At 65.6% G+C, this 25,122-nt stretch carries 22 protein-coding genes and 2 pseudogenes; 21 read left to right on the top strand and 3 right to left on the bottom strand.

Annotated elements, in window-relative coordinates:
• Positions 1-7: 7 nt before the first annotated feature.
• Genes MVA47_RS19310 through MVA47_RS19300 form a run of 3 tightly spaced genes read right to left on the bottom strand, consistent with a single transcriptional unit; the run spans position 8 to position 3,026 of the window.
• Positions 8-850: a carotenoid biosynthesis protein gene (locus tag MVA47_RS19310; protein ID WP_247209369.1), complete on the bottom strand. Its 843-nt coding sequence runs from the start codon at positions 848-850 to the stop codon at positions 8-10.
• Positions 841-2,448, bottom strand: coding sequence for a phytoene desaturase family protein (locus MVA47_RS19305; protein ID WP_374474269.1), 1,608 nt, complete (start codon positions 2,446-2,448; stop codon positions 841-843). Before MVA47_RS19305 ends, MVA47_RS19310 begins: the two co-directional genes overlap by 10 nt.
• The gene (locus MVA47_RS19300) at positions 2,445-3,026 is read right to left on the bottom strand and encodes an N-acetyltransferase (RefSeq protein WP_030171444.1); all 582 of its coding nucleotides are present in this window, start codon (positions 3,024-3,026) and stop codon (positions 2,445-2,447) included. The genes MVA47_RS19305 and MVA47_RS19300 overlap by 4 nt, the downstream gene beginning before the upstream one ends.
• A gap of 133 nt (positions 3,027-3,159) precedes the next feature.
• Between MVA47_RS19300 and MVA47_RS19295 the strand changes: the two are divergent.
• From MVA47_RS19295 to MVA47_RS19195, 21 genes and pseudogenes are all read left to right on the top strand, one after another.
• Positions 3,160-3,642, top strand: a pseudogene (locus MVA47_RS19295) (SAV_6107 family HEPN domain-containing protein); the annotation flags it as partial.
• Positions 3,643-3,885: 243 nt separating this feature from the next.
• Positions 3,886-4,299, top strand: coding sequence for a DUF3040 domain-containing protein (locus tag MVA47_RS19290; protein ID WP_099384669.1), 414 nt, complete (start codon positions 3,886-3,888; stop codon positions 4,297-4,299).
• Positions 4,300-4,679: 380 nt separating this feature from the next.
• Complete coding sequence (gene mraZ / locus MVA47_RS19285) at positions 4,680-5,111, top strand: division/cell wall cluster transcriptional repressor MraZ (protein ID WP_023953698.1); 432 nt, start codon at positions 4,680-4,682, stop codon at positions 5,109-5,111.
• 248 nt (positions 5,112-5,359) lie between these two features.
• Complete coding sequence (rsmH, locus tag MVA47_RS19280) at positions 5,360-6,304, top strand: 16S rRNA (cytosine(1402)-N(4))-methyltransferase RsmH (RefSeq protein WP_247210921.1); 945 nt, start codon at positions 5,360-5,362, stop codon at positions 6,302-6,304.
• Positions 6,301-7,173 (top strand): hypothetical protein, encoded by an 873-nt coding sequence (locus MVA47_RS19275; RefSeq protein WP_247209367.1) that lies wholly within the window; start codon positions 6,301-6,303, stop codon positions 7,171-7,173. Before rsmH ends, MVA47_RS19275 begins: the two co-directional genes overlap by 4 nt.
• A 67-nt stretch (positions 7,174-7,240) precedes the next feature.
• Positions 7,241-9,253, top strand: coding sequence for a penicillin-binding protein 2 (locus tag MVA47_RS19270; protein ID WP_247209366.1), 2,013 nt, complete (start codon positions 7,241-7,243; stop codon positions 9,251-9,253).
• A gap of 23 nt (positions 9,254-9,276) precedes the next feature.
• Positions 9,277-10,881: a UDP-N-acetylmuramoyl-L-alanyl-D-glutamate--2,6-diaminopimelate ligase gene (locus MVA47_RS19265; RefSeq protein WP_247209365.1), complete on the top strand. Its 1,605-nt coding sequence runs from the start codon at positions 9,277-9,279 to the stop codon at positions 10,879-10,881.
• Positions 10,878-11,336: a UDP-N-acetylmuramoyl-tripeptide--D-alanyl-D-alanine ligase gene (locus MVA47_RS19260; RefSeq protein WP_247209364.1), complete on the top strand. Its 459-nt coding sequence runs from the start codon at positions 10,878-10,880 to the stop codon at positions 11,334-11,336. Before MVA47_RS19265 ends, MVA47_RS19260 begins: the two co-directional genes overlap by 4 nt.
• Positions 11,337-11,368: 32 nt before the next feature.
• The gene (mraY, locus tag MVA47_RS19255) at positions 11,369-12,457 is read left to right on the top strand and encodes a phospho-N-acetylmuramoyl-pentapeptide-transferase (protein WP_247209363.1); all 1,089 of its coding nucleotides are present in this window, start codon (positions 11,369-11,371) and stop codon (positions 12,455-12,457) included.
• On the top strand, positions 12,454-13,935 hold the full coding sequence (gene murD / locus MVA47_RS19250; protein ID WP_374474267.1) for a UDP-N-acetylmuramoyl-L-alanine--D-glutamate ligase: 1,482 nt from the start codon (positions 12,454-12,456) through the stop codon (positions 13,933-13,935). Before mraY ends, murD begins: the two co-directional genes overlap by 4 nt.
• A complete protein-coding gene (gene ftsW / locus MVA47_RS19245; protein WP_247209361.1) occupies positions 13,935-15,779 on the top strand; it encodes a putative lipid II flippase FtsW in 1,845 nt (614 codons plus the stop codon). The genes murD and ftsW overlap by 1 nt, the downstream gene beginning before the upstream one ends.
• A gap of 101 nt (positions 15,780-15,880) precedes the next feature.
• A pseudogene (gene murG, locus MVA47_RS19240) lies at positions 15,881-16,931 on the top strand (undecaprenyldiphospho-muramoylpentapeptide beta-N-acetylglucosaminyltransferase).
• The gene (gene murC / locus MVA47_RS19235) at positions 16,928-18,448 is read left to right on the top strand and encodes a UDP-N-acetylmuramate--L-alanine ligase (protein ID WP_247209359.1); all 1,521 of its coding nucleotides are present in this window, start codon (positions 16,928-16,930) and stop codon (positions 18,446-18,448) included. Before murG ends, murC begins: the two are co-directional and overlap by 4 nt.
• Positions 18,445-19,434, top strand: coding sequence for a cell division protein FtsQ/DivIB (locus MVA47_RS19230; RefSeq protein ID WP_247209358.1), 990 nt, complete (start codon positions 18,445-18,447; stop codon positions 19,432-19,434). Before murC ends, MVA47_RS19230 begins: the two co-directional genes overlap by 4 nt.
• Before the next feature lie 203 nt (positions 19,435-19,637).
• Positions 19,638-20,837, top strand: a complete 1,200-nt coding sequence (ftsZ, locus tag MVA47_RS19225) for a cell division protein FtsZ (protein ID WP_247209356.1) — start codon at positions 19,638-19,640, stop codon at positions 20,835-20,837.
• A 14-nt stretch (positions 20,838-20,851) separates the two neighbouring features.
• Positions 20,852-21,565 (top strand): peptidoglycan editing factor PgeF, encoded by a 714-nt coding sequence (gene pgeF / locus MVA47_RS19220; RefSeq protein WP_051721856.1) that lies wholly within the window; start codon positions 20,852-20,854, stop codon positions 21,563-21,565.
• Positions 21,558-22,313 carry a YggS family pyridoxal phosphate-dependent enzyme gene (locus MVA47_RS19215; protein WP_247209355.1) on the top strand — a complete coding sequence of 252 codons (756 nt, stop codon included), beginning with the start codon at positions 21,558-21,560 and terminating at the stop codon, positions 22,311-22,313. The genes pgeF and MVA47_RS19215 overlap by 8 nt, the downstream gene beginning before the upstream one ends.
• Positions 22,314-22,410: 97 nt before the next feature.
• Positions 22,411-23,136, top strand: coding sequence for a cell division protein SepF (locus MVA47_RS19210; RefSeq protein WP_030171398.1), 726 nt, complete (start codon positions 22,411-22,413; stop codon positions 23,134-23,136).
• Between the two features lie 66 nt (positions 23,137-23,202).
• Positions 23,203-23,484: a YggT family protein gene (locus MVA47_RS19205; RefSeq protein ID WP_023961068.1), complete on the top strand. Its 282-nt coding sequence runs from the start codon at positions 23,203-23,205 to the stop codon at positions 23,482-23,484.
• 338 nt (positions 23,485-23,822) lie between these two features.
• A complete protein-coding gene (locus MVA47_RS19200; protein WP_247209351.1) occupies positions 23,823-24,647 on the top strand; it encodes a DivIVA domain-containing protein in 825 nt (274 codons plus the stop codon).
• 20 nt (positions 24,648-24,667) lie between these two features.
• Positions 24,668-25,024, top strand: a complete 357-nt coding sequence (locus tag MVA47_RS19195; RefSeq protein ID WP_247209349.1) for a hypothetical protein — start codon at positions 24,668-24,670, stop codon at positions 25,022-25,024.
• Positions 25,025-25,122 lie beyond the last annotated feature (98 nt).

Here is a 25,122-nt window from a genome sequence, read left to right as displayed (position 1 = left end):
TTTGCACTCACAGCGTGTCCCGCGAACGGTTTCGCGTCCGCTGCCACAGAGCCGACCCGGCAGGCACACCGAGTACTCCCATCACGATCAATCCGTAGGGCACCGCAGGTGGCAGGTCCGGATCATCGAGGAACACCAGAAAGGCCAGGGCCGAACCGAGCCAGGTCCAGCAGAACCAACCGACCGGGGTGATGGGGGCCGGCGGCGTGGTGTCGACGGGTTCGCGATCGAGTGTGGCTAGCAGTATGAACATCAGCGCCGCCACGCCCGCCCAACCCGCATAGTTGGTCAGTGGGATCTGGTCGACTCCGGGTAGCCCGCTGTCGCGGTCATCCCACGTCCACAAGCCGGCACTGACCATCTGAGGATCGAGATAGAGGTCCCAGCCCACCATCCCGACGGTCGCGAGTGGAATCCGCAACGCCGGGTTCGACGTCACCAGCGAGCTGATCCACCACATGCAGTAGCCGCCGGCCGTCCAGGCCAGGCCGATGACAATCGGTACGTCGAGAACGGACGGGCCGATGCGCCCGGTTGCGTACTCGTACGCCCCGAACGGGAACGATGTTGCGGTGCCGAGGATCTCGGCCGTCCAGCCGACACCGGCGGTGGCCGCGAACACACCCACGGTGCGCAGTGCCCCCAGCCGGGCGGCCGAATGGGCGATCATGGCTGCCGCGGAGGCCAACACCACCACCACGGTCGCGCGGTCGCGGCCGGTGCCCTCCACCAGGGGGTAGACGATCTGGGCGGCTATGGATGTGGCCAGCAATGCGGTGGACAGCCACAGCAGTGCGGCGCCCGGAGTCGACGCCCGCTTCGGGGTGTCGTCGCCGGAGGTCATCCCCATCGGCCGCGAGTGATCCTCGCGAGGGGCGACCGTCGATCGACGAGTACGGCAGATGCCGCGATCCTGCCGCTTGCGCCGCAGACACCGCCGCCCGGATGGGTCGAGGCGCCTGCAAGGAAGATTCCGGCCGCACCGGGTACCCGGTGACGGGCCAATTCGGGATGGGGGCGCCAGATCATCATCTGGTCGAGCGACATCTCGACGTGCATGATGTTGCCGCCGGTCAGGCCGAGCTCGGACTCGAGATCTGCGGGTGTCTGGACATGGACATGCTCGATCGAGTCGGTGAAACCCGGTGCGTGGCGTTCCAATTCGGCGATGATCGCGTCGGAGGCCTCGTCGGCGTGGTCGGCCCAGTTACGCCCACCCGACAACCGGTAGGGGTGCCACTGTGCCCAGAGGCTGGTCATGTGGCGTCCCGGTGGTGCCAGCGTGGGGTCGATCGCGGAGTAACTCATCGCGATGAGGGCCGGGCGCGTGGGGAGATCGCCGGCGGAGGCGTCCGCGTACGCCCGCGCGAGATGCCCCCGGTCGGTGACCAGCAGGCCGAGCGCGGCATGCACGTCGGTGTCCGCAGGCAGGCCCGGGTAGGCCGGTACGTCCGTGCCGCCGAGCCGCACGGCCATCCCGATACCGTTGCCGATCCGGATCTGCGATCGCCAGCGATCCAGCGCTGTGCGGTCGAAACCGCCGGCCCGCAACAACTCCAGCGTGGTCAGTACGTGGCAGGCGCTCACCACGGATCTGGTGCGGTGCTCGCCGCCGTCGGCGCTGCGGACCAGCCAGCCGTCGCCGCGGGGCTCCAGAGCCGTTGCGGCAGCGGACAGGAACACCTGGCCGCCATCGGAGTCGAGTTTGCGCAGAAGTGACTCGCTCAGTGCCCCGCTGCCACCGATGGCCCGGCCGGGCGGAATGGTGTGCATCGCAGCGCAGAAGCCGACCATCGGTGCACTTCCGGGCTCGTTCATCGGAGGCCCGGATTGTGCCCCGAACCAAGCCAGCGCGGCCTTGAGGTGCTCGGATTCGAACCAGTTGTCCAGCAACGCATTCCCGGACATCAGGAATTCCTGGGACAGGCCGATGCCGGCTGTTCCGCCTCCGCCCGGTATCCGGCCGGTCAGTCCCCAGAAGGCCCGACCCAAGGCCATCGGAGAAGGCGAGGAGGTGAACGCCGACATCATCGCGTCCGACCTGGGCCCCCACACGGCCACGAAGCGCCGGTAGGCATCGGCGTCAGCCGCTCCGCACGCCGCCTCGATCGACGCGCACGTCCGGTCGAGACTCTGGTGGAAGACGATCGGCGGCCCGTCCGCGGTCCCGGGGGAGAACGCCCACGGATCGCAGTCGACGTAGCGCAGTCCGTGGTCGGCCAAACCCAGCTCGTCGATGATCGGCGTGTGGCGGATCATCAGGTGTGCCGACGACCCGCGGTCGACCTTGTAGCCGGGGAATCGCTCCACGGTGGACACCGCACCCCCGGGCACACTGTCGCGTTCGAGCACCACGACCCGCTGTCCGGCCGCGGCCAGGTAGCACGCCGCGATCAGTCCGTTGTGTCCGGCGCCGATGACGACCGTGTCGATCATGCCGGCGGTCATCGGCCGAGGGGGAGGGTTCGGCCGAGTACCGCGAACGGCCTGGGATCTCCCGAAAAGGTGAAGCTGCGCAACACGTCCACGAACCCGAGGCGTCGGTAGAGCCGCCACGCGCGGTTGTTCTCCTCGGTCACCTCCGGGGTGGACAGCAGGACCTGGGGTTCCGGCCGGTCGGACAGGAGTCGGGACAACATGGCTTCTCCCAGCTGCCGCCCTTGGGCAGACGGATGGACGTGCAATTCGGTCAGTTCGAAATAGTCGCCGGTGATCGCTTCGATCCGTTCTGGACTGCAACCGGCCCGGGCCAGCCCCGAACGTACCTGCTGGTTCCACCATTGGTCTCGTGCACCGCGGTATCCGTATGCGATGCCGACCAACCTGTCGCGGGCTCCGGCACGTTCGGGTGAGTCGACGGCAGCGACCGCTTTCCACCCGGGCCGGTGCACGTGGTCTTCCCACAGCGGAGAACGCTGCATCTCGGTGCCGGGGGGATAGTTCATCGCCGTGACATACACCGTCAGGGCGTCGGGGAGCCACGTCCGAGCATCTTGGGCCGCGAGGTCCACGAGCCGGATGGCCACTGAAGTTTCCGCCTTCTTCGCTTGAGGGTTCACACCGTCGTAGGTATATTGAATATGTCGAACGGGTGTTCGAGGCTTCAACCTCCGCAAAGGCTACGCCGCATCGTTGCCCGCACGACGTGAGGACGGTCCGATGGTCGACGAGGGAAGCGTGGGCCATCGGACCGAACCCTCCACAGTTCACCTCCGGGAGAAGGGAGTAGAGCAGATGTCGCCGACAACCGCCCAGCGTTCACGTGGCGCAGCTCGCAACCGGACGTCCGAAGCGTCGAAGCTCGAGCCGTCGCAGATCATCGCGGCACGCGATCTCCTGGAGCGCGCCGAGGTTCGGCTGCGCGAGTCCGACATCGTCACAGATCCCACCGACGAGTTCAGTGCCCTCTATCAAGCCGCTCTCCGGGGCGCCGGCGCCGCGCTCGCCGTGGCCGAACGGCCCACCCGTCGTCGCGGCTCACGCAGCGCCTGGTCCCGTCTGCCGCATGCCCTCCCGGAGATGGCCGGTTGGGCAACCTACTTCGCGGGTCTGTCGCGGCTGCGCGCTGACGCTGAAGCCGGCATCCGGGCCGTCGATTCGGCCCAGATCGACGAGCTGCGCGTCCGTGTCGACGAGTTCCTCCACGTTGTCGAGATGGAAATCGTGCGTCGCGAGCAAGGAAAGTCGTCAAATTGCCGGCGGGAGCGGCTTGATGTCGCAAATTTCGGCCGTTCAGAGCCTTCTTCACCAACTCGTGCCAGGGAATGGTGGTCGAGAATCCCAACACCTCGTATCATTTCAGGTGAGCCCACCACAGTGGACTCGGGCAACCGGAATCTGCCTCCCCGTGAGCCCTACCGAAACCATGTGCTGAAGGAGGGGCGGGTGCCACTCTCAGAGCACGAGCAGCGCATGCTCGAACAGATCGAAAACGCTCTGTACGCCGAAGACCCAAAGTTTGCTTCGAACGTACGGTCGCGTCGCTTCGGCGGTTCCACTGCTCGGCGTCGTCTACAGGCCTCTGTGTTGTTCCTGGTGGGCTTGTTCCTGCTGATCGGCGGAGTTGTCGTCGAGGTTCGACTCGGCGGGTTCCCCATCATCAGTCTGATCGGCTTCCTCGTGATGTTCGGTGCCGGACTGTTGGCTCTCTGGGGATCGCGTGCCGGATCAACTCCGACTCGGGATGCTGCTTCAGGACCCCAGTCGCCACGTGGTGGCTCGTCCGGACGTGAGCAACGGGGGAGGAAGTTCTCCGAGCGGATGGAAGAGCGTTTCAATCGTCGGTTCGAAGAGGAGTAGGCCGCAAGCCCCTCGACAGACCTCTCAAACCGCGTATCGCATCAGCGATACGCGGTTTTTGTTTGTCCAAAAGGGCTGAGCGCCCACTCTCCACCCCGTTCCCCACTTTCTCCCACCATGGCCGGTTTCTCCTGCAGTTGTGACTGGAGGGGCACCTGTGTCGCGCTCTAGAGCTGGTCAACCGGCGCTGACACGCCATGGCAGGTTTCATGCCCCACCGTTGATCTGGTTTTTACCTGCAGTTTTAGGCGAGCAGTCGGGTTAGGCGCGGACTTTGGGGTGGAAAGTGGAGTGTTGTGGGGTACAGTGGTGATCGTTGGTGGGAGAGAACCGGACTTTCCCACTGACCTCGGGCTGGAGGTGTCGACATGGCTGACGCTATGTTCCTCGGCACCTACACGCCCAAGCTCGATGACAAGGGGCGGCTCACGTTGCCCGCGAAGTTCCGAGACGTACTGGCAGGAGGCGTGATGATCACAAAAGGTCAAGACCGCAGCCTTGCCGTGTACCTGCGAGATGACTTCTACGAGTTGGCCAAACGAGTTCTGGCCGCCTCGAAGAACGATCCCGCTGCCCGGGCCTTCCAGCGGCAACTCAGTTCGGCGACCGATGAGCAACGCCCCGACGGGCAGGGCCGGATAACCCTGTCGGTCGACCACCGCAGATATGCGGGGTTGGCCAAAGAATGTGTGGTGATCGGCAACATGAGCCACTTGGAGATCTGGGACGCGCAGACCTGGCGCGACTACCAGGACGAGCACGAGGAGAACTATTCGAGCGTTGGGTTCGACGCTCTGGACACGGTTCTGTAGGCCGGGACCAGAAGAGAACTCACGTGGGTGCATCGAGGCCTCTGCCCGATCCGACCCTGACGCACTTCCCCAGCGCCAGGTTCGCCGATCGGGCAGGGACCAGGATCCACCCGCCACTCGAGCTTCGGCTCTACGCGGAGTTCGGCATTCCATCGACGCCGCGGTGCCGGTCCTTCCGGTACCCACACCGCACGAAGGGCAGCAGTACCGTGGATCACGTCGAGGGCCGATTCGGGCATGTCCCGGTCATGGCGACGCGAATGGTCGAACTCCTCACTCCCGCACTCACCCGTCATCACGACGACGGCACAGGCGCGACCTATCTGGACGGCACCCTCGGAGCCGGTGGCCACACCGAACTCGTGGCCGAGACCTTTCCCGGTGTTGCGATCATCGGGATCGATCGAGACGAGAATGCTCTCGAACTCGCCCGAGACAGACTGTCGGCGTTCGGTGACCGCATCACTTTTGTTCACGAGCGCTACGACGCCGTTGCCGAAGCGCTCCGGCAGGCGGGTGCCGAATCGTACGACGCGGGATTGTTCGATCTCGGTGTCTCCTCCATGCAGCTCGATCAACCCGAACGTGGGTTCGCCTACTCGGTTGACGCGCCCTTGGACATGCGGATGAACCCGTCCGACGACCTCACCGCCGCCGATGTGCTCAACACGTACTCACACGGGGAGATCGCGCGCGTACTCTCCGAATTCGGCGATGAACGGTTTGCAGGCAAGATCGCCTCGGCCATCGTGCGCGAGCGGGAAACTGAGCCGTTCACGACAAGCGGACGGCTCGTCGAACTGCTGTACCGCGCCATCCCGGCAGCAACGCGCAGAACCGGTGGACACCCCGCCAAACGCACATTCCAGGCATTGCGGATCGAGGTCAACAGCGAGTTGACGTCGCTACGCAATGCGCTGCCTGCCGCCTTGGACAACTTGGCCGTCGGAGGCCGGCTGGCCATCATGTCCTACCAGTCACTCGAGGACAAGATCGTCAAACGTGAGTTCGTCGCCAGAACCACATCGACGTCGCCGCGCGGGCTGCCCGTCGATTTGCCCGGTACCGCACCCGAATTCGAGCTCATCACGCGCGGAGCAGAGCGTGCCTCGGATGCCGAGATCGAACAGAATCCACGCTCGGCCTCGGTGCGGGTACGTGCAGTCGAACGAATCGCCAGGAGGAATCCGTGACCGTAGTCGATGATCAGCCCGGTGCCCGGAGTCGTCGCACGGCCGAGTCCGGTACCCGGCAGCGTTCGGCGGCCGCGCAAAGGGCCCTCGAGCGTCGACGCAAACGCCTTGTGCGCGAGCCGAATGCGCCAGTGCGGTCGCGTGACCGACGCGACGCCTTGCGGGCGACGGGTGAAACCGTTGCGAACGAACGAGATTCGAATCTTGTCGCTCGCCTCGTCACGTCACCGATCAGTGCCGCACGGCGGATCCCCTTTGCGGTGGTGGTGGTCGGATTGCTGTTGGCGGGTCTGGCCCTCACCTTGTGGCTGTCGACAAAATCGGCTCAGGACTCGTATCAACTCGGTGTGGCGAGGGAACAGAACGAGCAGCTGTCGGACCGTCTCAACGCACTCGTCAAGACCTACGAGTCAGGCGATTCCGCGCCCGAATTGTCGGACAAGGCAGGGCGTCTCGGGATGATCCCCGTGACGGATGTACCGCGCCTGGTCGTCGGCACCGACGGCAGATCAACGGTTGTCGGTGACATCACACCGGCTGATGGACCAAAAGCGCCCTCGCTCAACGACACTCCGCGTTCGACCTCCCCGGCGAACTCGGATCCATCGCCGACGTCACCTGCCCCGATACCGGGCCAGCAGGGTACCCCGGTTCAGCAAGGAACCCCGATTCAGCAAGGCGCTCCGGTCGAGCAGGGTGCCCCGGTGAACGGTGCGTTGCCGGAGGAGTCGACCAGCGGACCCCTACCGGCCCAGCCTCAGACTCCGGCAAATCCGGCCACCACACCCGGATTCACCAACGTTCTTCCCCCAACCGGCGGCGCGCCGGGCTCAATTCGGGGCAAACCCGTTAGCGGAGCAGAGAATTGACAACCATGACGTGCTCCCGAGCGACGAACGCCACCCCCGACGGGCGTCGTGGCCCCGGATGCCCGCGATGACGCGCCCCACACGCGATCACGATCGGCGCGCCCGCCAGCGGGCCACCGGTCGAGACCGCGCCGGCGCGGCGCGGCGGCCCCGGGGTCGGCAAGGCAAGAGTGGAGCCGGTGCCCGCGAGGGCGACAATGTGGCGGCGGGACGGTCGGCGGCAACTCGGTCCGGCTTCCCGATCGGTGGTTCCCAGCATTCGAATCAACAGGCACTTCGGGCCGGGCGCCAATTCTTGGTGCGGCATCGCCTCGCCAGCTTGGTGATCGTCCTGATCGTGGCGGTGGTCGCGATCAAGATGGTGATGCTCCAGGTCGTGGATGCCTCGGGGTTGTCCGCGGAGGCGGCGAGTCAGCGAGCCGTCACCGAGGTGCTCCCAGCCAAGCGCGGCGCGATCGAGGACCGCAACGGGAAGGCGATCGCGTACACCGATGACGCCCGTGCCTTGACCTTTCAGCCTGTGAAGGTCCGCAAGGAGATCGAAGAGGCGAACAAGAAGAACCCGAGCCTGCCCGGCGTCGACGAACGCATCGACCAGATCGCGGCGGGCATCAGCGCGGAACTGGGTAGTGAGTACGACCAGGATTCGATCAAAGAGCTGTTGCGCAGCAACGAGAACTTTGTGTATCTCGCGCGGGCCATCAGCCCCGAGGCGGCAGGCAAGATCATCGACGAGTTCCCGGAGGTGGGGTCCGAGCGACAGGACGTGCGCCTCTACCCGGGTGGGTCACTGGCCGCGAACATCGTCGGCGACGTCGACTTCGACGGCAACGGTCTCATCGGGCTGGAGTCGTCCATGGATTCGATCCTCTCGGGCACCGATGGATCGCGAACCTACGATCGCGGCTCCGATGGCGCAGTGATTCCCGGCAGCTCGAGGAACCTGCATCCATCGGTCGACGGCGGCACCGTCGAACTCACCATCGACTCCGACATCCAGTGGTACGTCCAGAACGAGGTCGAGAAGGCCAAGAAGCTGTCCAAGGCCAAGAACGCGTCGGCTGTGGTGCTCGACGCGAAGACGGGCGAGGTCCTCGCGATGGCGAACGACGGCACCTTCAACCCTGCCAAGCCTCTCGACGAGCAGGAGAGCGCGCAACTCGGCGACCTGCCGATCACGTCGCCCTTCGAACCGGGGTCGGTGAACAAGATCGTCACGGCGGCTGCCGCGATCGAATACGGGATCACCAACCCGACCGAGGTGCATCAGGTGCCGGGCAGTATCGACATGGCCGATGTCACGGTGAAGGACGCCTGGGCGCACGGTGTCGAGCCCTACACCACCACGGGAATCTTCGGTAAGTCGTCGAACGTCGGAACACTCATGCTCGCCGATGAGGTGGGTGAGGACCGATTCGCCGACATGGTCAAGCGATTCGGCCTCGGTCAGCGATCAGACGTCGGGCTCCCCGCCGAAAGTGCCGGCGTGGTGCCGGCACGGTCCCAGTGGTCGGGAGGCACTTTCGCCAATCTGCCCATCGGACAAGGCCTCACGATGACCTTGCTGCAGATGACGGCGATGTACCAGGCGATCGCCAACGACGGTCTGCGCATTCCGCCCCGCATCATCAAGTCGATCGAGGGGACAGGCCAGGACGGACAGCTGCCGGCGCCCGAGGGTGTGCAGGTGGTGAGCCCGCAAACGGCTCGGACGGTGCGGGACATGTTCCGCGCGACCATCCAGAACGACCCGATGGGCGTTCAGATGGGTACCGGCGCCAAAGCCGAGGTGCCGGGCTATCAGATCAGCGGGAAGACGGGTACCGCCCAACAGGTCGACCCCGATTGCGGTTGCTACTCGCAGTCGAGCTACAACATCACGTTCGCCGGCATAGCCCCGGCCGACAACCCCCGGTACGTCATCGGGATCATGCTCGACGCCCCCTCCCGCAGCAGTGACGGCACCGGCGGCCAGAGTGCTGCTCCGCTGTTCCAGAGCATTGCGTCCTGGATGCTGCAGCGCGAGCAGGTGCCGATGTCGGCGCAGCCGACGCCGCCGCTGGTGCTGCGAGCCGAGTGACCCGTCGGCGGTATGTTGATCGAATGTCTTCTTCCGATGACTCGGTGCTGCGCCCTGCCGTGGTCGCCCCGACCGAAGTGTCGGTGCTGTCCGCCGCCTGCCACGCACGGATGGATCTGATCGGTTCGGTCGACGAACGGACGCCGGTCACCGGGGTCACCCTGCGTGCCCAGGATGTGCGTCGTGGAGATCTGTTCGCGGCGTTGCCCGGCAACCGCTTCCATGGCGCCCAGTTCGCCGCAGATGCGCTGGCGGCCGGCGCCACCGCTGTGCTCACCGATCCGGCGGGCAGCGCGATCATCCAGGGTCTCGACGGCCCGCTGGACTGTGTTGTGCTGGTACACCCCGATCCGCGGCAGGTTCTCGGCGATCTGAGTTCCCGGATCTACGGGCAACCGTCGCGGCGTCTGACCGTCATCGGGATCACCGGGACCTCTGGCAAAACCACCACCAGCTATCTGACGGAAGCAGCGTTGATGGCGTCCGGGCAGTCGGTGGGATTGATCGGAACGGTCGAGACGAGGATCGCGGGCATCCGCCAGCCGAGTGCCCTGACGACCCCGGAAGCACCGGAACTGCAGGGCCTTCTCGCCGCGATGGTGGAGCAGGGGGTGCACTCGGTGGTGATGGAGGTGTCCAGCCACGCGCTGGCACTCGGCCGCGTCGACGGCTGTGCCTTCGCTGTGGGCGCGTTCACCAACTTGTCGCAGGATCATCTGGACTTCCATCCGACGATGCGAGACTACTTCAACGCGAAATCTCTGCTTTTCCAGCCTGATTCACCGGTGCGCGCCCTGCGGTCGGTGGTGTGTGTCGACGACGAGTGGGGCAGAGAGATGGCCGGCGTTGCCGGGCCTGACGCGATCACCCTGTCGACCACCGGTGTCGCGGCCGACTGGCATGCGTCCGACTCACAGGTCGCCGCCGACGGCAGCCAGAGCGTCACCGTCACCGGTCCGTCCGGCGATACCTATTCCATGACGGTCCCGATGCCTGGGCGCTACAACGTCGCCAACGCGTTGACCGCGCTGGCTGTCTGCGACCACATCGGCATCTCGGTCCGGACGGTGATCGACGCCATCGCCGGAGTCTCGGTGCCCGGGCGGGTGGAGAAGGTGGATCGTGGCCAGGCGTTTCTGGCCGTCGTGGACTACGCCCACAAGCCCGCGGCGCTCGAGGCGGTGATCGCCACCTTGCGGAGCCAGATCGACGGGCGGCTGGCCGTCGTGGTCGGGGCAGGCGGTGACCGGGACACCGGGAAACGGCCGTTGATGGGCGCAGCTGCGGTTCGTGGCGCCGAACTCGTTGTCATCACAGACGACAATCCGCGCACAGAACGTCCCGACGACATCCGCGCCCAGGTGCTGGCGGGGGCTCATGAAGTGGCAGACGCCGAACGGCCGCCGGGCGCCGCGCCGGTGCGCGACATAGGGGACCGGCGTGAGGCAATTCGCTTTGCGGTGGCCTGGGCCGAACCGGGCGACGTGGTTCTGATCGCGGGCAAAGGTCATGAGGCGGGGCAGGAGATCGATGGCGTCAAGTACCCGTTCGACGACCGGCAGGTGTTGGCCGAGGCCATCGACGACCTCGTCATCCGGCCGGATGCACCTCCGGGAGGTGGGTCATGACATCAGGTGCCTTTGACACCGCAAGCGTGCGGGCGGGATTGCGACAGCTCGCCGATGCCGTGCATGCGGCACCCGGTCGGCGCAGCTGGGCCGTGCTGGGCGAACTCGACAAACCTGCCGACTTCGACCCCGACAATCGAGCGGCGATGACGTCCTGGGTTGTCGCCCACGACGAATTGGGACGGCTGGCCGTGCGTCTGGACATCGGTCAGATCATCTGTGTGGGGACATCCCGGGCCATGCACGGCCTACACCAGGGTGCGGTCATGGAAGGATCGTGGGGCTCCGAAGCGGTCCTGGTGTCGGCAACGGAGCAGGCGATGGAGATACTGGACGCTCAACTCGGCGAGCACGACGTGGTGCTGGTGATGGGTGGACGCGAGTCGGGGCTGGTCGAGGCGTTGGACGAGCACGTCCCGGCCGACAAACTCCTGATGCGACAAGGGTCCGAATAACTGATGGCATTCGAACAGGTGAGGACTTATAGGTGAGGCAGATCCTGATTGCGGGCGTGATCTCGCTGGCTGTGGCGATTCTGCTGACGCCGGTGTTGATCAAGGTCTTCTCGAGGCAGGGGTTCGGCCAGGAGATCCGGGTCGAGGGCCCCAAGAGCCATCAGACCAAACGCGGTACGCCCTCGATGGGCGGCGTCGCCATCGTCGCGGCACTCTGGGCGGGCTACTGGGGCGCTCATCTCGTCGGTCTCCTGACCGATGGGAGCGGACCGACAGCCTCTGGTGTGCTCGTGCTGTCGCTCGCGACCACCCTGGCCGTCGTCGGTTTCCTCGACGACTTCATCAAGATCCGTAAGCAACGCAACCTGGGCCTGAACAAGACAGCCAAGTCGGTCGGCCAGCTGATCGCGGCCCTGCTCTTCGGCATCCTGGCACTGCAGTTCCGCAACGAAGCCGGCTATACGCCCGCCAGCACCCAGCTGTCGTATGTGCGTGACATCGACGCCATCACGATGAGCTCGGTGTTGTTTGTCGTCTTCTGCTGGCTGGTGGTGTCGGCGTGGTCGAACGCGGTGAACTTCACCGACGGTCTCGACGGTCTGGCCGCAGGATCGATGGCGATGGTCCTCGGCTCGTACGTGCTGGTCACGTTCTGGCAGTACCGGAATGCCTGCGTGGGTGGACCCAAGACGGCCGAACCCGGCTGCTACACGGTGCGAGACCCCCTGGACCTGGCGTTGATCGCGGTCGCCGGCGGTGGCGCCTGTCTCGGCTTCCTCTGGTGGAATGCCGCTCCGGCCAAGATATTCATGGGCGACACCGGATCACTTGCCCTCGGAGGCATGCTGGCCGGGTTGTCCATCACCACCAGCACCGAACTGCTGATGGTCGTGGTGGGCGCATTGTTCGTCGCCGAGATCATCTCGGTTGTCATCCAGATCGCAGTGTTCCGGACCACCGGGAGACGAGTGTTCCGAATGGCGCCGTTCCACCACCACTTCGAACTGTCGGGGTGGGCGGAGACAACGGTCATCATCCGGTTCTGGTTGCTCACGGCCATCGCCTGTGCCTTGGGATTGTCGCTGTTCTACAGCGAGTTCCTGGCGGCCAGCGGAGGATGACCGTGCCCGTCTCCGGCACCGGCACGCCGTGGGGACAACGTGTCCTGGTGGCAGGCGCCGGAATTGCCGGCGCTTCCGCTGTCCGGTTCCTGCTCGGCCAGGGCACATCGGTGACGGTGTGCGACAACAACAGCAAGGCCACACGTCCGCTCGTGGAGCTCGGAGCCGCGGCATCCACGGTGGACGAGATCTTGGCGCGGGACGCGTGGGTTGATGACTTCGATCTTGTGGTCACTTCTCCGGGCTTTCGTCCTGACAACCCGATGCTGGTCGCCGCGGCGGATGCCGGTCTACCCGTGTGGGGTGAGGTCGAACTGGCCTGGCAGGTCGATCGGTCCGGGATCACCGGGCCGCCGCGGCAGTGGCTCGTGGTGACCGGGACCAACGGCAAGACCACCACCACCGGCATGGTCGAGGCCATCATGACCGCGGCGGGCGCGGCGGTGAGCGCGTGCGGCAACATCGGTCTGCCGGTGCTCGACGCCCTGATGGCCGAGCCGCGATCGGACGTCCTGGCGGTTGAACTCTCGTCGTTCCAGCTGTACTGGGCGCCATCGGTGCAGCCAACCGCAGGTGCCGTGCTCAACATCGCCGAAGATCACCTCGACTGGCACGGTTCCATGTCGGCCTACATCAAGGCGAAGTCAGTTGCGTTGTCCGGGCCGATTGCCGTTGTGGGGCTCGACGACCCTGTCGCCGGCATCCTCGCCGCAACCTCGGAAGGTGCACGGACCGTGGGGTTCCGGCTCGGCACCCCGCACCCCGGCGAACTCGGGGTCTCCAACGGGCAACTCGTTGACCGGGTGGACTGGGACGAGAGCGGCGACAACTCTGTTGTCGCGTTGATCGCCTTGGACAAGGTCCGGCCGACCGGGCCATCGGGACAGTTGAATGCTCTGGCCGCCGCAGCGCTGTGCCGGGCCATCGGTGTCGGACCAGAGGCAGTGGAAGCGGGCCTCGAATCGTTCACCGTCGGCGGCCATCGCAGCACACCGGTCGCGGTCATCGACTCCACGACCTTCATCGACGATTCCAAGGCCACCAACCCTCACGCTGCGCTCGCGTCCATCAGGGGACATCGCCGTGTTGTATGGCTGGCCGGAGGGCTCCTCAAAGGGGCTTCGGTGGACGACCTCGTCGTCGCGGTTCGCGATCGGCTGGCCGGGGTGGTGATCATCGGAGCCGATCGCGACATCATTGCCGACGCAATGACACGACACGCCCCTCTGGTACCAACAGTCACAGTAGTAACAGGGGAAGATGGGGCGGTGAACACTGCTGACCCCACTGCCGTCATGGCCAGGGCGGTGCGCGCCGCCTGGGAGATGTGCGTTGCCGACCCGGACACACCGGACGCGGTCCTGCTGGCTCCCGCCGCGGCCTCACTCGACATGTTCGCCGGTTACGGGGTCCGTGGTGATGCCTTTGCCACCAGCGCTCGCGCCCTGCCGGGTGCGCGTGTGTTGGGGGCATCCTGATGCCGCGCGGACTCGATCCCGAAGAACCCACAACAACCGGGCTGTCGCCTGACGATCAGGCTGCCGACGACTCGGCGTTCGACGAGGCCGCCGATGTCGATGGCACGCAGTCGGATTCAGCGACCGGTGAGAAAGATTCTGCCGGAACGGCTTCGGTTGCCGACGACAAGCCGGCGGTCGGTGCATCGACTATCCGCAGTCGTCCCGAACGCAGGGTCATCACGTTCGCTGAGGGCATCGGAAACGTGGTCACGGCGATCTCCGGAGTCCTCAGCCGCCCGCTCGCCTCATTCCATCTCATTGTCACGCTGACCGTGCTGTTGACTTCGTTCGGCCTGGTGATGGTGTTGTCGGCCTCGTCGGTCGAGGGGTATTCGAAGACCGGATCGTCCTATGGGCTGTTCACCACGCAGTTGGTGTTCGCCGCGCTCGGTGTGGTGCTGTTCTATTTCGCCGTCCGGATGCCGATCAGGTTGATGCGCAGGTTGGCTGCGCCCGCCATGATCGTCGCGACGATCATGCTCATGCTCGTTCTGGTGCCGGGCATCGGCAGCCTGGTCCAGGGTTCACGGCGGTGGTTCACCGTCGGTGGCTTGTCGGTCCAACCGTCGGAACTCGCCAAGGTGGCCCTGTGTGTATGGGGCGCTCATCTGCTGGCGTCGCGTCGGCGTGACAACGCCTCGCTTCGCGAATTGCTGGTCCCGCTGATTCCGGTCTCCTTCTTGGTCTGCGTGCTCATCATCCTCGAGCCGAACCTGAGTACCACCATCACCATCGCGGTCATCGTCGGAGCGCTGCTGTGGTTCGCCGGCCTGCCGGTGAAGGTGTTCTTGTCATTCGCCGCCACCGGTGTGGTCGCGGCCGGTGTCCTGGCGATGACCGCCGGGTACCGAAGTCAACGCGTGCAGAGCTTCCTCGGACACATCGACGACCCGCAGGGCGCGGGATATCAAGCGCGACAGGCAGGTTACGCCCTCGCCAATGGAGGTGTCTTCGGTGAAGGACTCGGCCAGAGTCGCGCCAAATGGAACTATCTCCCGAACGCCCACAACGACTTCATCTTCGCGATCATCGGTGAAGAGCTCGGACTTATCGGTGGCGTTGTCGTCCTGCTCCTGTTCGGACTTCTCGCGTACGTGGGTCTGCGCATCGCTACGCGCTCGGTAGACCCGTTCCTGCGACTGCTGACCGCAACCATCACCGTGTTGGTCACTGCCCAGGCACTGATCAACATCGGCTACGTTGTCGGCCTCCTGCCGGTCACCGGTATCCAGCTGCCCCTGTTGTCGGCCGGTGGCACCTCGACGTTCACCACGTTGGTGATGTTCGGCCTGCTCGCCAACGCAGCACGACACGAACCCGAGGCGGTTGCGGCGTTGGCTGCCGGGGGAGATGGCCGTTTCGGCCGGATGTTGCGACTGCCCAATCCGGTCCCGTATTCGCAAACCCGCGCCGAGGTGCTCCGCGAACGACTCGATCGTCGCCGGGGGAAGCAGGATTCACGCCCGGTCACCCGTGCCCGCAGGGCCGCGGTCGCCGAACCCGCTCGACGTCGGACCCGCGGTACGCAGCCGCCACGCAGTTACCCGCCACCACAGCGGACCAGGCGCGGGCGCGGGGTCCCGAGGCAGCAGGACTGGGGATATGGCGGTACCGCCAGCCCACCGCAGACACGGGCCCGGCCCCTGCGCAACCCTGCAGATGCCTCGGCCGCCAGCCCACCGCAGACACGGGCCCGGCCCCTGCGCAAGAATGACCCGTATGCCCGACAGCGTCAGCAACAAGATCCTCGCCGTGGGAGCACCCCGGCACCGCGATACCGGGATCCGGAACGGTGGCGGTGACCGGACCCGCATCTGCGGCGGTACCCGAAGTGAGTGAGTCGACCCGTCCGTTGTCGATCGTGGTCGCAGGCGGTGGGACCGCCGGACACATCGAGCCGGCGATGGCTGTTGCCGATGCCGTGCGCGACCTCGATCCGAGTATCGAGGTCACAGCGCTCGGCACCGCTCGCGGTCTGGAGACCACTCTGGTCCCCGAGCGCGGCTACCGGCTCGAACTGATCCCCCCGTCCCGTTGCCCCGCAAGCCCAACGCCGATCTGGCCAGGCTGCCGCTACGGCTTCGCGCTTCGGTGGCGGCCACCCGTCGAGTTCTCGACGAGGTGAACGCCGATGTGGTGATCGGATTCGGCGGATACGTGGCGCTACCCGCCTATATCGCTGCCCGGATGCGCCCGCGTTCGCGGCGGGTGCCGGTGGTCATCCACGAGGCCAACGCACGTGCAGGTGTGGCCAACAAGGTCGGCGCTCGGCTGGCACAGCGAGTGCTCGCCGCCGTACCCGGCTCGGGTTTGGATGCGGAAGTCGTCGGCATTCCGGTGCGGGCATCCATCTCGGATCTGGACCGCGCGGGTCTTCGTGCGCAGGCCCGTGAGTTCTTCGGGCTCGACCCCGATGCGCCGACCCTGTTGGTGTTCGGTGGATCGCAGGGCGCCCTGAGTTTGAACACCGCGGTGCGGGGAGCCGCTCAGGTGTTGGCGGACAACAAGATCGGTGTGTTGCACGCTTACGGCAAGAAGAACACGCTCGAACCGTTCGAGGGCGAGTGTCCGTACGTGGCGCTGCCGTACATCTCGCGGATGGATCTGGCGTACGCCGCCGCAGACCTGGCGATCTGCCGATCGGGGGCGATGACGGTTGCCGAGGTGTCGGCGACCGGACTCCCCGCGGTCTACGTGCCCCTGCCACATGGCAATGGGGAGCAGCGGTTGAACGCGGCACCATTGGTGTCGGCCGGTGGCGGGATCTTGGTCGACGACGCCGATCTCACGCCTGACTATGTGGCCCGCACCATTCCACCCCTGCTGACCGATCCCAGCGGCTGGCGGCGATGTCGAAGGCCGCGGCGGGCGCGGGAGCTCGGGGTGCGGCCCAGGCCGTGGCTCGGGCCGGCATCGAGCTCGCGCAGACGCATCGCTCGGGTGGGTCGACATGAACGAGACCTCGACCACCGGTGTCGAACAAGCTCTGCCACCGCAACTCTCACGTGTGCACATGGTCGGTATCGGTGGGGCCGGAATGTCCGGTTTGGCCCGCATCCTGCTGGCGCGCGGGGGACAGGTGTCAGGTAGCGATGCCAAGGAGTCACGCGCCGTCATCGATCTCCGGACCCGCGGCGCCAAGATTCAGATCGGTCACGACCGGTCGGCACTCGAATTGCTCGAGGGTGGGCCCACCGTGGTCGTCACGACCTTCGCGGCGATCCCGAAGACAAATCCCGAACTCGTCGCCGCGCGTGAACTGGATATCCCTGTGTTGCTGCGGCCGGCGGTCTTGGCGACGCTCATGGAAGGCCATCGCAACCTGCTCATCGCGGGCACCCACGGGAAGACGTCCACCACTTCGATGGCCGTTGTCGCGTTGCAGCACTGCGGCTTCGAGCCGTCCTTCGCCGTCGGGGGCGAGCTGAACGAGTCCGGTACCAACGCCTATCACGGCTCGGGCGACGTGTTCGTCGCCGAAGCCGACGAGAGCGACGGCTCGCTGCTCCAGTACAGCCCGGACGTCGCGGTCGTGACCAATGTGGAGTCCGACCATCTCGATTTCTTCGGGACCACAGAGGCCTACGTGCAGGTCTTCGATGACTTCGCCGACCGGATCCACCCCGGTGGCGCTTTGATCGTGTGCCTGGACGATCCCGGCTCGGCTGCGCTGGCCGGCAGGGTGGCTGCGCGGATGGCCGAGCGTGGGGTGTCCGTGCTCGGATACGGCGAGGGTACCCAGGCGCACCTGGCCGGTGGTGTGGGACTCACCGTCCAGTTGCTCGAATGGCAGAGCCGGGCCAGCGGTGGCATCGCGAAGGTGCGGTTCACCGATGTCGACGGCGATGTGCAGGAGCGGTCCATCATCCTCACCGTTCCCGGCAAACACATGGCGCTCAACGCGATCGCCGCGATGATCGCGGGTGTGTGTCTGGGGGCGCCGGTTTCGGGCGTCATCGAGGGTGTCGAGGGTTTTGCCGGAGTACACCGTCGTTTCCAGCTCCGTGGCCGAGTGGGACGCATACGCGTCTTCGACGACTACGCCCATCACCCCACCGAAGTACGCGCTGTGCTGACCGCGGCCCGGGACATGGTGGATGCAGACGGTGGTCGCGTGGTGGCGATATTCCAGCCGCACCTGTATTCGCGCACCGAAACCTTTGCCCGTGAGTTCGCCGAGTCGCTGAGTCTGGCCGACCAGGTGATCGTGCTCGACGTCTACGGTGCTCGGGAGGAACCGATCCCGGGCATCTCGGGTCTGACCATCGCCGACCAGATCACCAAACCCGTTGCCTTTCAGCCCGATGTCTCGGCGCTGCCCGGTCAGGTTGCCGACATGGCAGCTCCCGACGACGTGATCCTGACCATCGGCGCCGGCGATGTGACGATGCAGGCCACCGAGATCGTGGGGGCTCTGCGTGATCGGGGGCATCACCGAGCTGATGGCGGGACGCCGAAAGGTGGCCGATGAGCGAGCGGCGCCGGCCCCACCGGGGTAGCGGCAGACGTGGCGATCATCGAGATGCCAAGGGACCGCGCGGCGTTCCGGTGGACCCGAAGGGGCAGTCGCACCCTGACGACCTGACCGAGCCCGATGACCGCTCCGCGCCCGATGAGTTCGAACCCGATGACCTCACCGACCTGGTCGACGTGACGGTCGGTGGTGGAAGCGGCAGCGAACCCGGTGACCCGGTCGACCCCGACGAGCCGGTCGAGCCGGTCGACTCGGACCAATCCGGTGCGAGCGGGCGCAAAGCTCGCCGAGGGGCCAGAGCATCCCGTCGCGCACGGGGTGTCAGTGGGCTGCGACTACTGCTGCTCACAGTGGGGGCCATCGTGGTGGTGATCGCACTGACGGCGGTGGCCTATTTCTCTCCTCTGATGTCGGTTCGAAACATCGAGGTGACGGGTAACTCCATCGTGCAGTCACCGGAGATCGTTGCCGCGGCAGCACTTTCCAAAGGCGAACCGCTGATGCAGGTGGACACCGCAGCTGCGGCCCAGAGGGTGTCGATGATCCCGCGCGTGGCCACGGTGCGGGTCAAGCGCGAGTATCCATCGACCATCACCGTCTCCGTGGTCGAACGCCGGCCGGTGGTGTTCACCGAGCGAGACGGCAAGCGTTACCTGATGGACAAGTTGGGCTTCGAGTTCGCGCAACAGGATCCACCACCGGGCCTGGCCGAACTGGTCACGTCGAATCCCGGCTCCGGAGATCCTTCGACCCGCGCGGCGCTCAGTGTGATGACCGGGGTCCCCGCCTATGTGGCCGATCAGGTCGCCCGTATCGAGGTCACCTCGCCGGTGAACATCGTGCTGCAGCTCAAGGACAATCGCACCGTGGTGTGGGGCGACGACCAACGCAACGGTGAAAAGGCGGAGACACTCCGGCACGTTCTGGGGCAGGAAGGCACCGAGTACAACGTGTCGAGCCCGCAAAATCCGACCTTCAAGTAGCTTTCGAGCCCGATTTCTTCGGTTCTTGGCGACACGCCGCAGCGCTTGCTGGCTCCACAGTCCGATGGTGCCTAGCGTTTCCCCCAGCACGTGACTACTTGACATAACTCTAAGCCTGTGGTTTAGGTTGAGGGTTTTCGTCCCGGTGGCTGCGAGCAGCAGAGCCAGATGGTTCGGATCGAAACAAAAGGAAGGCGAGCGCTATGACGCCCCCGCACAACTACCTTGCCGTGATCAAGGTCGTCGGTATTGGCGGCGGCGGAGTCAATGCCGTCAACCGCATGATCGAACAAGGCCTCAAGGGGGTCGAGTTCATCGCGATAAACACCGACGCGCAGGCCCTGCTGATGAGCGACGCCGACGTCAAACTCGACGTCGGCCGCGACTCCACGCGTGGCCTCGGCGCCGGTGCCGATCCCGAGGTGGGACGCCGCGCCGCCGAAGATGCGAAAGATGAGATCGAGGAACTGATCAAGGGCGCCGACATGGTGTTCGTGACCGCGGGTGAGGGTGGCGGTACCGGAACCGGTGGCGCTCCTGTCGTCGCGAGCATCGCACGCAAACTGGGTGCACTCACGGTCGGTGTCGTGACCCGCCCGTTCTCCTTCGAGGGAAAGCGTCGTGGTGGCCAGGCAGAGGTCGGTATCGCCGCACTGCGTGAATCATGCGACACCCTGATCGTGATCCCGAACGATCGGTTGCTCCAGATGGGTGATGCCGCAGTCAGTTTGATGGATGCTTTCCGCAGCGCCGACGAGGTTCTCCTCAACGGTGTGCAGGGCATCACCGATCTGATCACCACGCCGGGTCTGATCAACGTCGACTTCGCCGACGTCAAAGGCGTGATGAGCAATGCAGGCAGTGCCCTGATGGGCATCGGTTCGGCGCGGGGCGAGTCGCGGGCGACCAAGGCCGCCGAGTCGGCGATCAACTCGCCGCTGCTCGAGGCCTCCATGGAAGGTGCTCACGGCGTGCTGATCTCGATCGCCGGCGGAAGCGATCTCGGCCTGTTCGAGATTAATGAGGCAGCGACGCTGGTGCAGGAAGCCGCACACATCGACGCGAACATCATCTTCGGCACGGTCATCGACGACAACCTCGGCGACGAGGTGCGGGTGACGGTGATCGCCGCCGGCTTCGACAGTGGTTCGCCCGCACGCAAACCCGTCGAATCTGCCGCGACTGCTGCCGCACGCACGAGTGGCTCGGTCGGTTCGGCCCGCGCCGGGTCGGTGTCGACCGGTGGCAACACCACCGAACGGCGTGATCCGCTGTTCGCGCAGGTGCCCGCCGGTGACCCCTTCGCCGACGATCGCTCGTCACGCAACGGCTCGTCGCGTCCGGCTCACGGTCTCGACGAGGCCGACGACGAGGTGGATGTCCCACCGTTCATGAAGCGCTGAGCCCCGCAGTGGGGATACGGATCAGGCGGGTTGTCACCGCCCGGTCCGGTGGTGTCTCCACCGGTCCGTACGCGTCGTTCAATCTCGGTGATCATGTGGGCGACGATCCGGATGCGGTGCGCCGCAATCGGCTTCGCCTCGCCGAGAAGATCGGCGTGGACCCGGCGCGCATGGTGTGGATGGAGCAGATCCACAGCCGCAACGTGACCCGGGTAGACGAGCCGGTGACGGGCGCAGTGCCTGCCACCGATGCGTTGATCACCACCACGCCCGACCTCGCGTTGGCCGTCCTCAGTGCTGATTGCGTGCCGGTGATGCTCAGTGACGAGACGGCGGGTGTGATCGCCGCGGTGCATGCCGGCCGGGTCGGAGCGCGCATAGGGATCATTCCCCGCACGCTCGAGGCCATGGAGGAAGCCGGCGCCAAGGTCAGCCGGATCGGTGCGTTCCTCGGCCCCGCCGCCAGCGGTCGTCAGTACGAGGTGCCCGCGCAGATGCAGGCCGATGTCGAGAAGCACCTCCCCGGTAGCGCCACCCGCACCGCCAAGGGGACTCCCGGACTGGACCTGCGTGCCGGGATTCGCCGTCAGCTCCTGTCCTCGGGCGTCTCGGCGGTGGCCGAGGACCCGCGGTGCACCATCGAGGATCCGGCGCTCTTCAGTCATCGTCGCGACAATCCCACCGGCCGGCTGGCCTGTGTGATCTGGATGGACAGTGGCAGTGCCTGATCAGGAGTCGGTGTCCCCTGCACGGGCGTCGCAACTGGCGGCCAGTCTGGCCGGCGTCCGCCGGCGCGTGGACGAGGCGTGTGTCGCGGCCGGTCGTTCTCCCGCCGATGTCGCACTGCTGCCGGTGACGAAGTTCTTCCCTGCGGCGGACGTGCTGGCGCTGGTCGAGGCCGGTGCCACCGAGTTCGGTGAGTCGCGGGAACCCGAGGCCGGCCGGAAGGCCGAAGATGTGCGAACCGCCACCGGCCGCACGGATCTGCGCTTCCACATGATCGGTCAACTGCAGCGCAACAAGGCCAAGTCCGTTGCGCGCTGGGCTGATCGAGTGCATTCGGTGGACAGCCTGAAGTTGGCGCAAACCCTCGACCGCGCCACCGGCGTCGCTCTAGACAATGGCGACCGCGCTGCCGCGTTGGAGGTGCTGATTCAGGTCGGCCTCGACGACGACGAGGCGAAAGGCCGTGGGGGAGTGGCGGAAAGCGACCTCGCCGGGCTGGCCGAGTCGATCGCCGAACTGCCCAACCTGGTGCTGTGCGGGCTGATGGTCATCGCTCCGCTGCACGGTTCGGCGGACCGCTGGATGGCAGAGTCGGCACGCATCCACCGCGATTTCGTGGCGCACCACCCCGAGGCGCGAGAGCTGTCCGCCGGTATGTCGGGAGACCTGGAGATCGCAGTGCAACACGGATCAACCTGCGTGCGTGTCGGTACCGCGATCATGGGGGACAGGCCGCTAATCTCGCCATAACGGTTAGTCACATCAGTAACAGCGACAACATGACTAACAGTGGCAACAGGACTGCAGGAGTTGTCGAGTACCGGCCGCGGCTGAAAGAGGAATTGCGATGAGCACCATCCACAAGTTCAAGGCGTACTTCGGCATGGTCCCTCCCGGTGACTACGAAGACGACTACCTGGACGATCCCGCTCCGGCGCGGTCGCGCCGCTACGAGCGCGACTACCGCGACGAGCCAGACTTCCGCGAAGGCGATTACCGCGCCGAGTACCGCGACGACGTGGACGACCGCGACTACCGCGAAGCCGACTTCCGTGACGGTGAATACGAGCGCGTTCCCGAGTACGCCTACGCCGGCGCCCGGCGCCCGCAGTTCGAATCGATCGACCGTTACGCTGCCGCCCCCGCGCCCGCACGGATGACGGGCCGCCTCGAACCGCTCGCCACACGCACGGTCGGCACCCGGCCCTCCGCAGTTGGTGGCCCCTCCACCCGCGGTGCCCTCGCCATCGATCCGCGCGCAGAACTCGACCGGGTCTTCGAAGAAGGCAACCCGCTCGGCAAGATCACCACCCTGCGGCCCAGCAGCTACGCCGAGGCGCGCACGATCGGCGAGCGGTTCCGCGACGGAAGCCCCGTGATCATGGATCTCGTGGAGATGAGCAACGCCGACGCCAAACGACTCGTCGACTTCGCCGCCGGTCTCGCGTTCGCGCTACACGGCTCGTTCGACAAGGTGGCCACCAAGGTGTTCCTGCTGGCTCCTGCCGACATCGACGTCTCGCCCGAGGATCGCAAGAAGATCGCCGAAACCGGTTTCTACAACCACCAGTAGGTCGGCCGACAGGCCTACCGGCCTGTCGTTTTCACATCCGGGACCGAAATCGGGCAGAGTTGTGGCGTGACGATCGCACGCGAGATTATTTACTACCTCCTTTTCATCTACTGGCTGCTTCTGCTCGGTCGGTTGGTGATCGAATTGGTGCGAACCTTCGCCCGGGAGTGGCGACCCACCGGAGCCTCGGTGGTGGTCATCGAAACTGTCTTCACCACGACAGACCCTCCCATCAAGGCCCTTCGCCGAATCCTGCCGCCGATCCCGCTCGGACCGGTCCGCCTGGACCTCTCGCTGATGATCACGATGATCGTGGTGCTCATCGCGATGTCGTTGGTCGCCGCCTGATCGGATTCGACTGCGGGTCGTACCCCCGGATGGCAAGCGGGGGCATTAGTATCGAGTAGGTTGATAACGAACGGGTCACAAACTCGGGACGCGCCGGAGTAAATAGTGCGTTTTGACACCCGTTTGATTTCGACATAGCAACCAAAGGGTGCGACGAACGGTTCTAGTGTGACAGGATGGACGCCAGTTACAGGCTAGATGTCGATCGTGAATAATACGGCTGACTGATCCATGATCTGGGTCGCGTCAGAAGTGGAATTCATGGGCGGTGACTACGCCAGCCAGCACCTCCAGACAAGTAGACCAATGTTCGACACAAGGTATAAGGGGACCGACCAATGCGGCTGACACCAGCTGATGTGCACAACGTCGCGTTCAGCAAACCGCCGATCGGTAAGCGCGGCTACAACGAGGACGAAGTCGATCAGTTCCTCGACTTCGTAGAAGCTGAACTGGCGCGTCTGATCGAAGAGAACTCCGACTTGAAGCAGCGCGTCGAGGAGCTCGAAGGCGAGGTGGATCAGGCCAAGAAGGCTGCGCCCGCGCAAGAGCCGGCGACACAGACATTCGCCAAGCAGCAGCCAACGGCCCCCGAGCCGGTGGCGCAGCAGCAGCCGCAGCAGTCCTCCAACGAGGACCAGAGCATCCGGGCAGCCCGCGTGCTGGGCCTGGCGCAGGAGACCGCGGACCGTCTGACCAACAACGCGCGCAGCGAGTCCGAGGCCATGGTTGCCGACGCACGCGCACGTGCCGATGCCCTCGTCGGCGACGCCCGCTCGAAGTCCGAGGCAATGCTCAGCGATGCCCGTCAGCGTTCCGAGGCAATTCTGGCCGATGCGCAGTCGCGCGCCGAGACCCAGACCCGCCAGGCGCAGGAGAAGGCCGACGCTCTGCAGGCCGACGCCGAACGCAAGCACACCGAGATCATGGGCACGATCAACCAGCAGCGCTCGGTACTCGAGGGTCGAATCGAACAGCTCAAGACGTTCGAGCGTGAGTACCGCACGCGGCTCAAGACGTACCTCGAATCCCAGCTCGAAGAGTTGCAGCAGCGTGGAAGCGCCGCACCGGTGGACAACGCACGTGGTGGCGACGCTTTCTCGTCCGATCCCGGCAACGGTGGATTCACCAACTCCGGCGGATTCAGCAAGCCGAACAACTGATTTTCGTCGGGGTCTGATCTGTGCTGGTGCTGGCGCTGGGCGCCACCTTGGTGGGATTCGTCCTGCTGGTGGCGGCGCTGATCAGCGGAATCCTCTGGCTCGCGGTCGCGTGCATCGTGGTGTGCGTGATCGGAGTCGGATTCTTGCTGGCAGACCTGATCGGGCTCGGCCGCCGGCCGGACTCTGATCAGGCCGACCACGACGCCCAGCCAGACTCGGGCGTGGACGACCACGCAGACCCCGGGTCCGCCGATCAGGTGCGAGACCAGAGCGGGCATCAGCAGGACGCGAATGCACAGGGTCACTCGGATGCGCATGGTCACCGGTACGACGATGACCCGCCCACCGAGGAAATACATCTCGACAAGCCGCGTTAGACTTGTCATCAGCGTTGATCCGGCCATCACCGGGGAGCTCTCGGAAGAACAGGATCGCCCTGGCGGTTCCCAGTAGAACCGGGCGGGTGAGGCCCGTC

This window comes from Williamsia sp. DF01-3, assembly GCF_023051145.1.
In the GTDB taxonomy this organism is placed as follows: Bacteria; Actinomycetota; Actinomycetes; order Mycobacteriales; family Mycobacteriaceae; genus Williamsia.
This window is presented reverse-complemented; position numbering and strand designations above follow the sequence as displayed.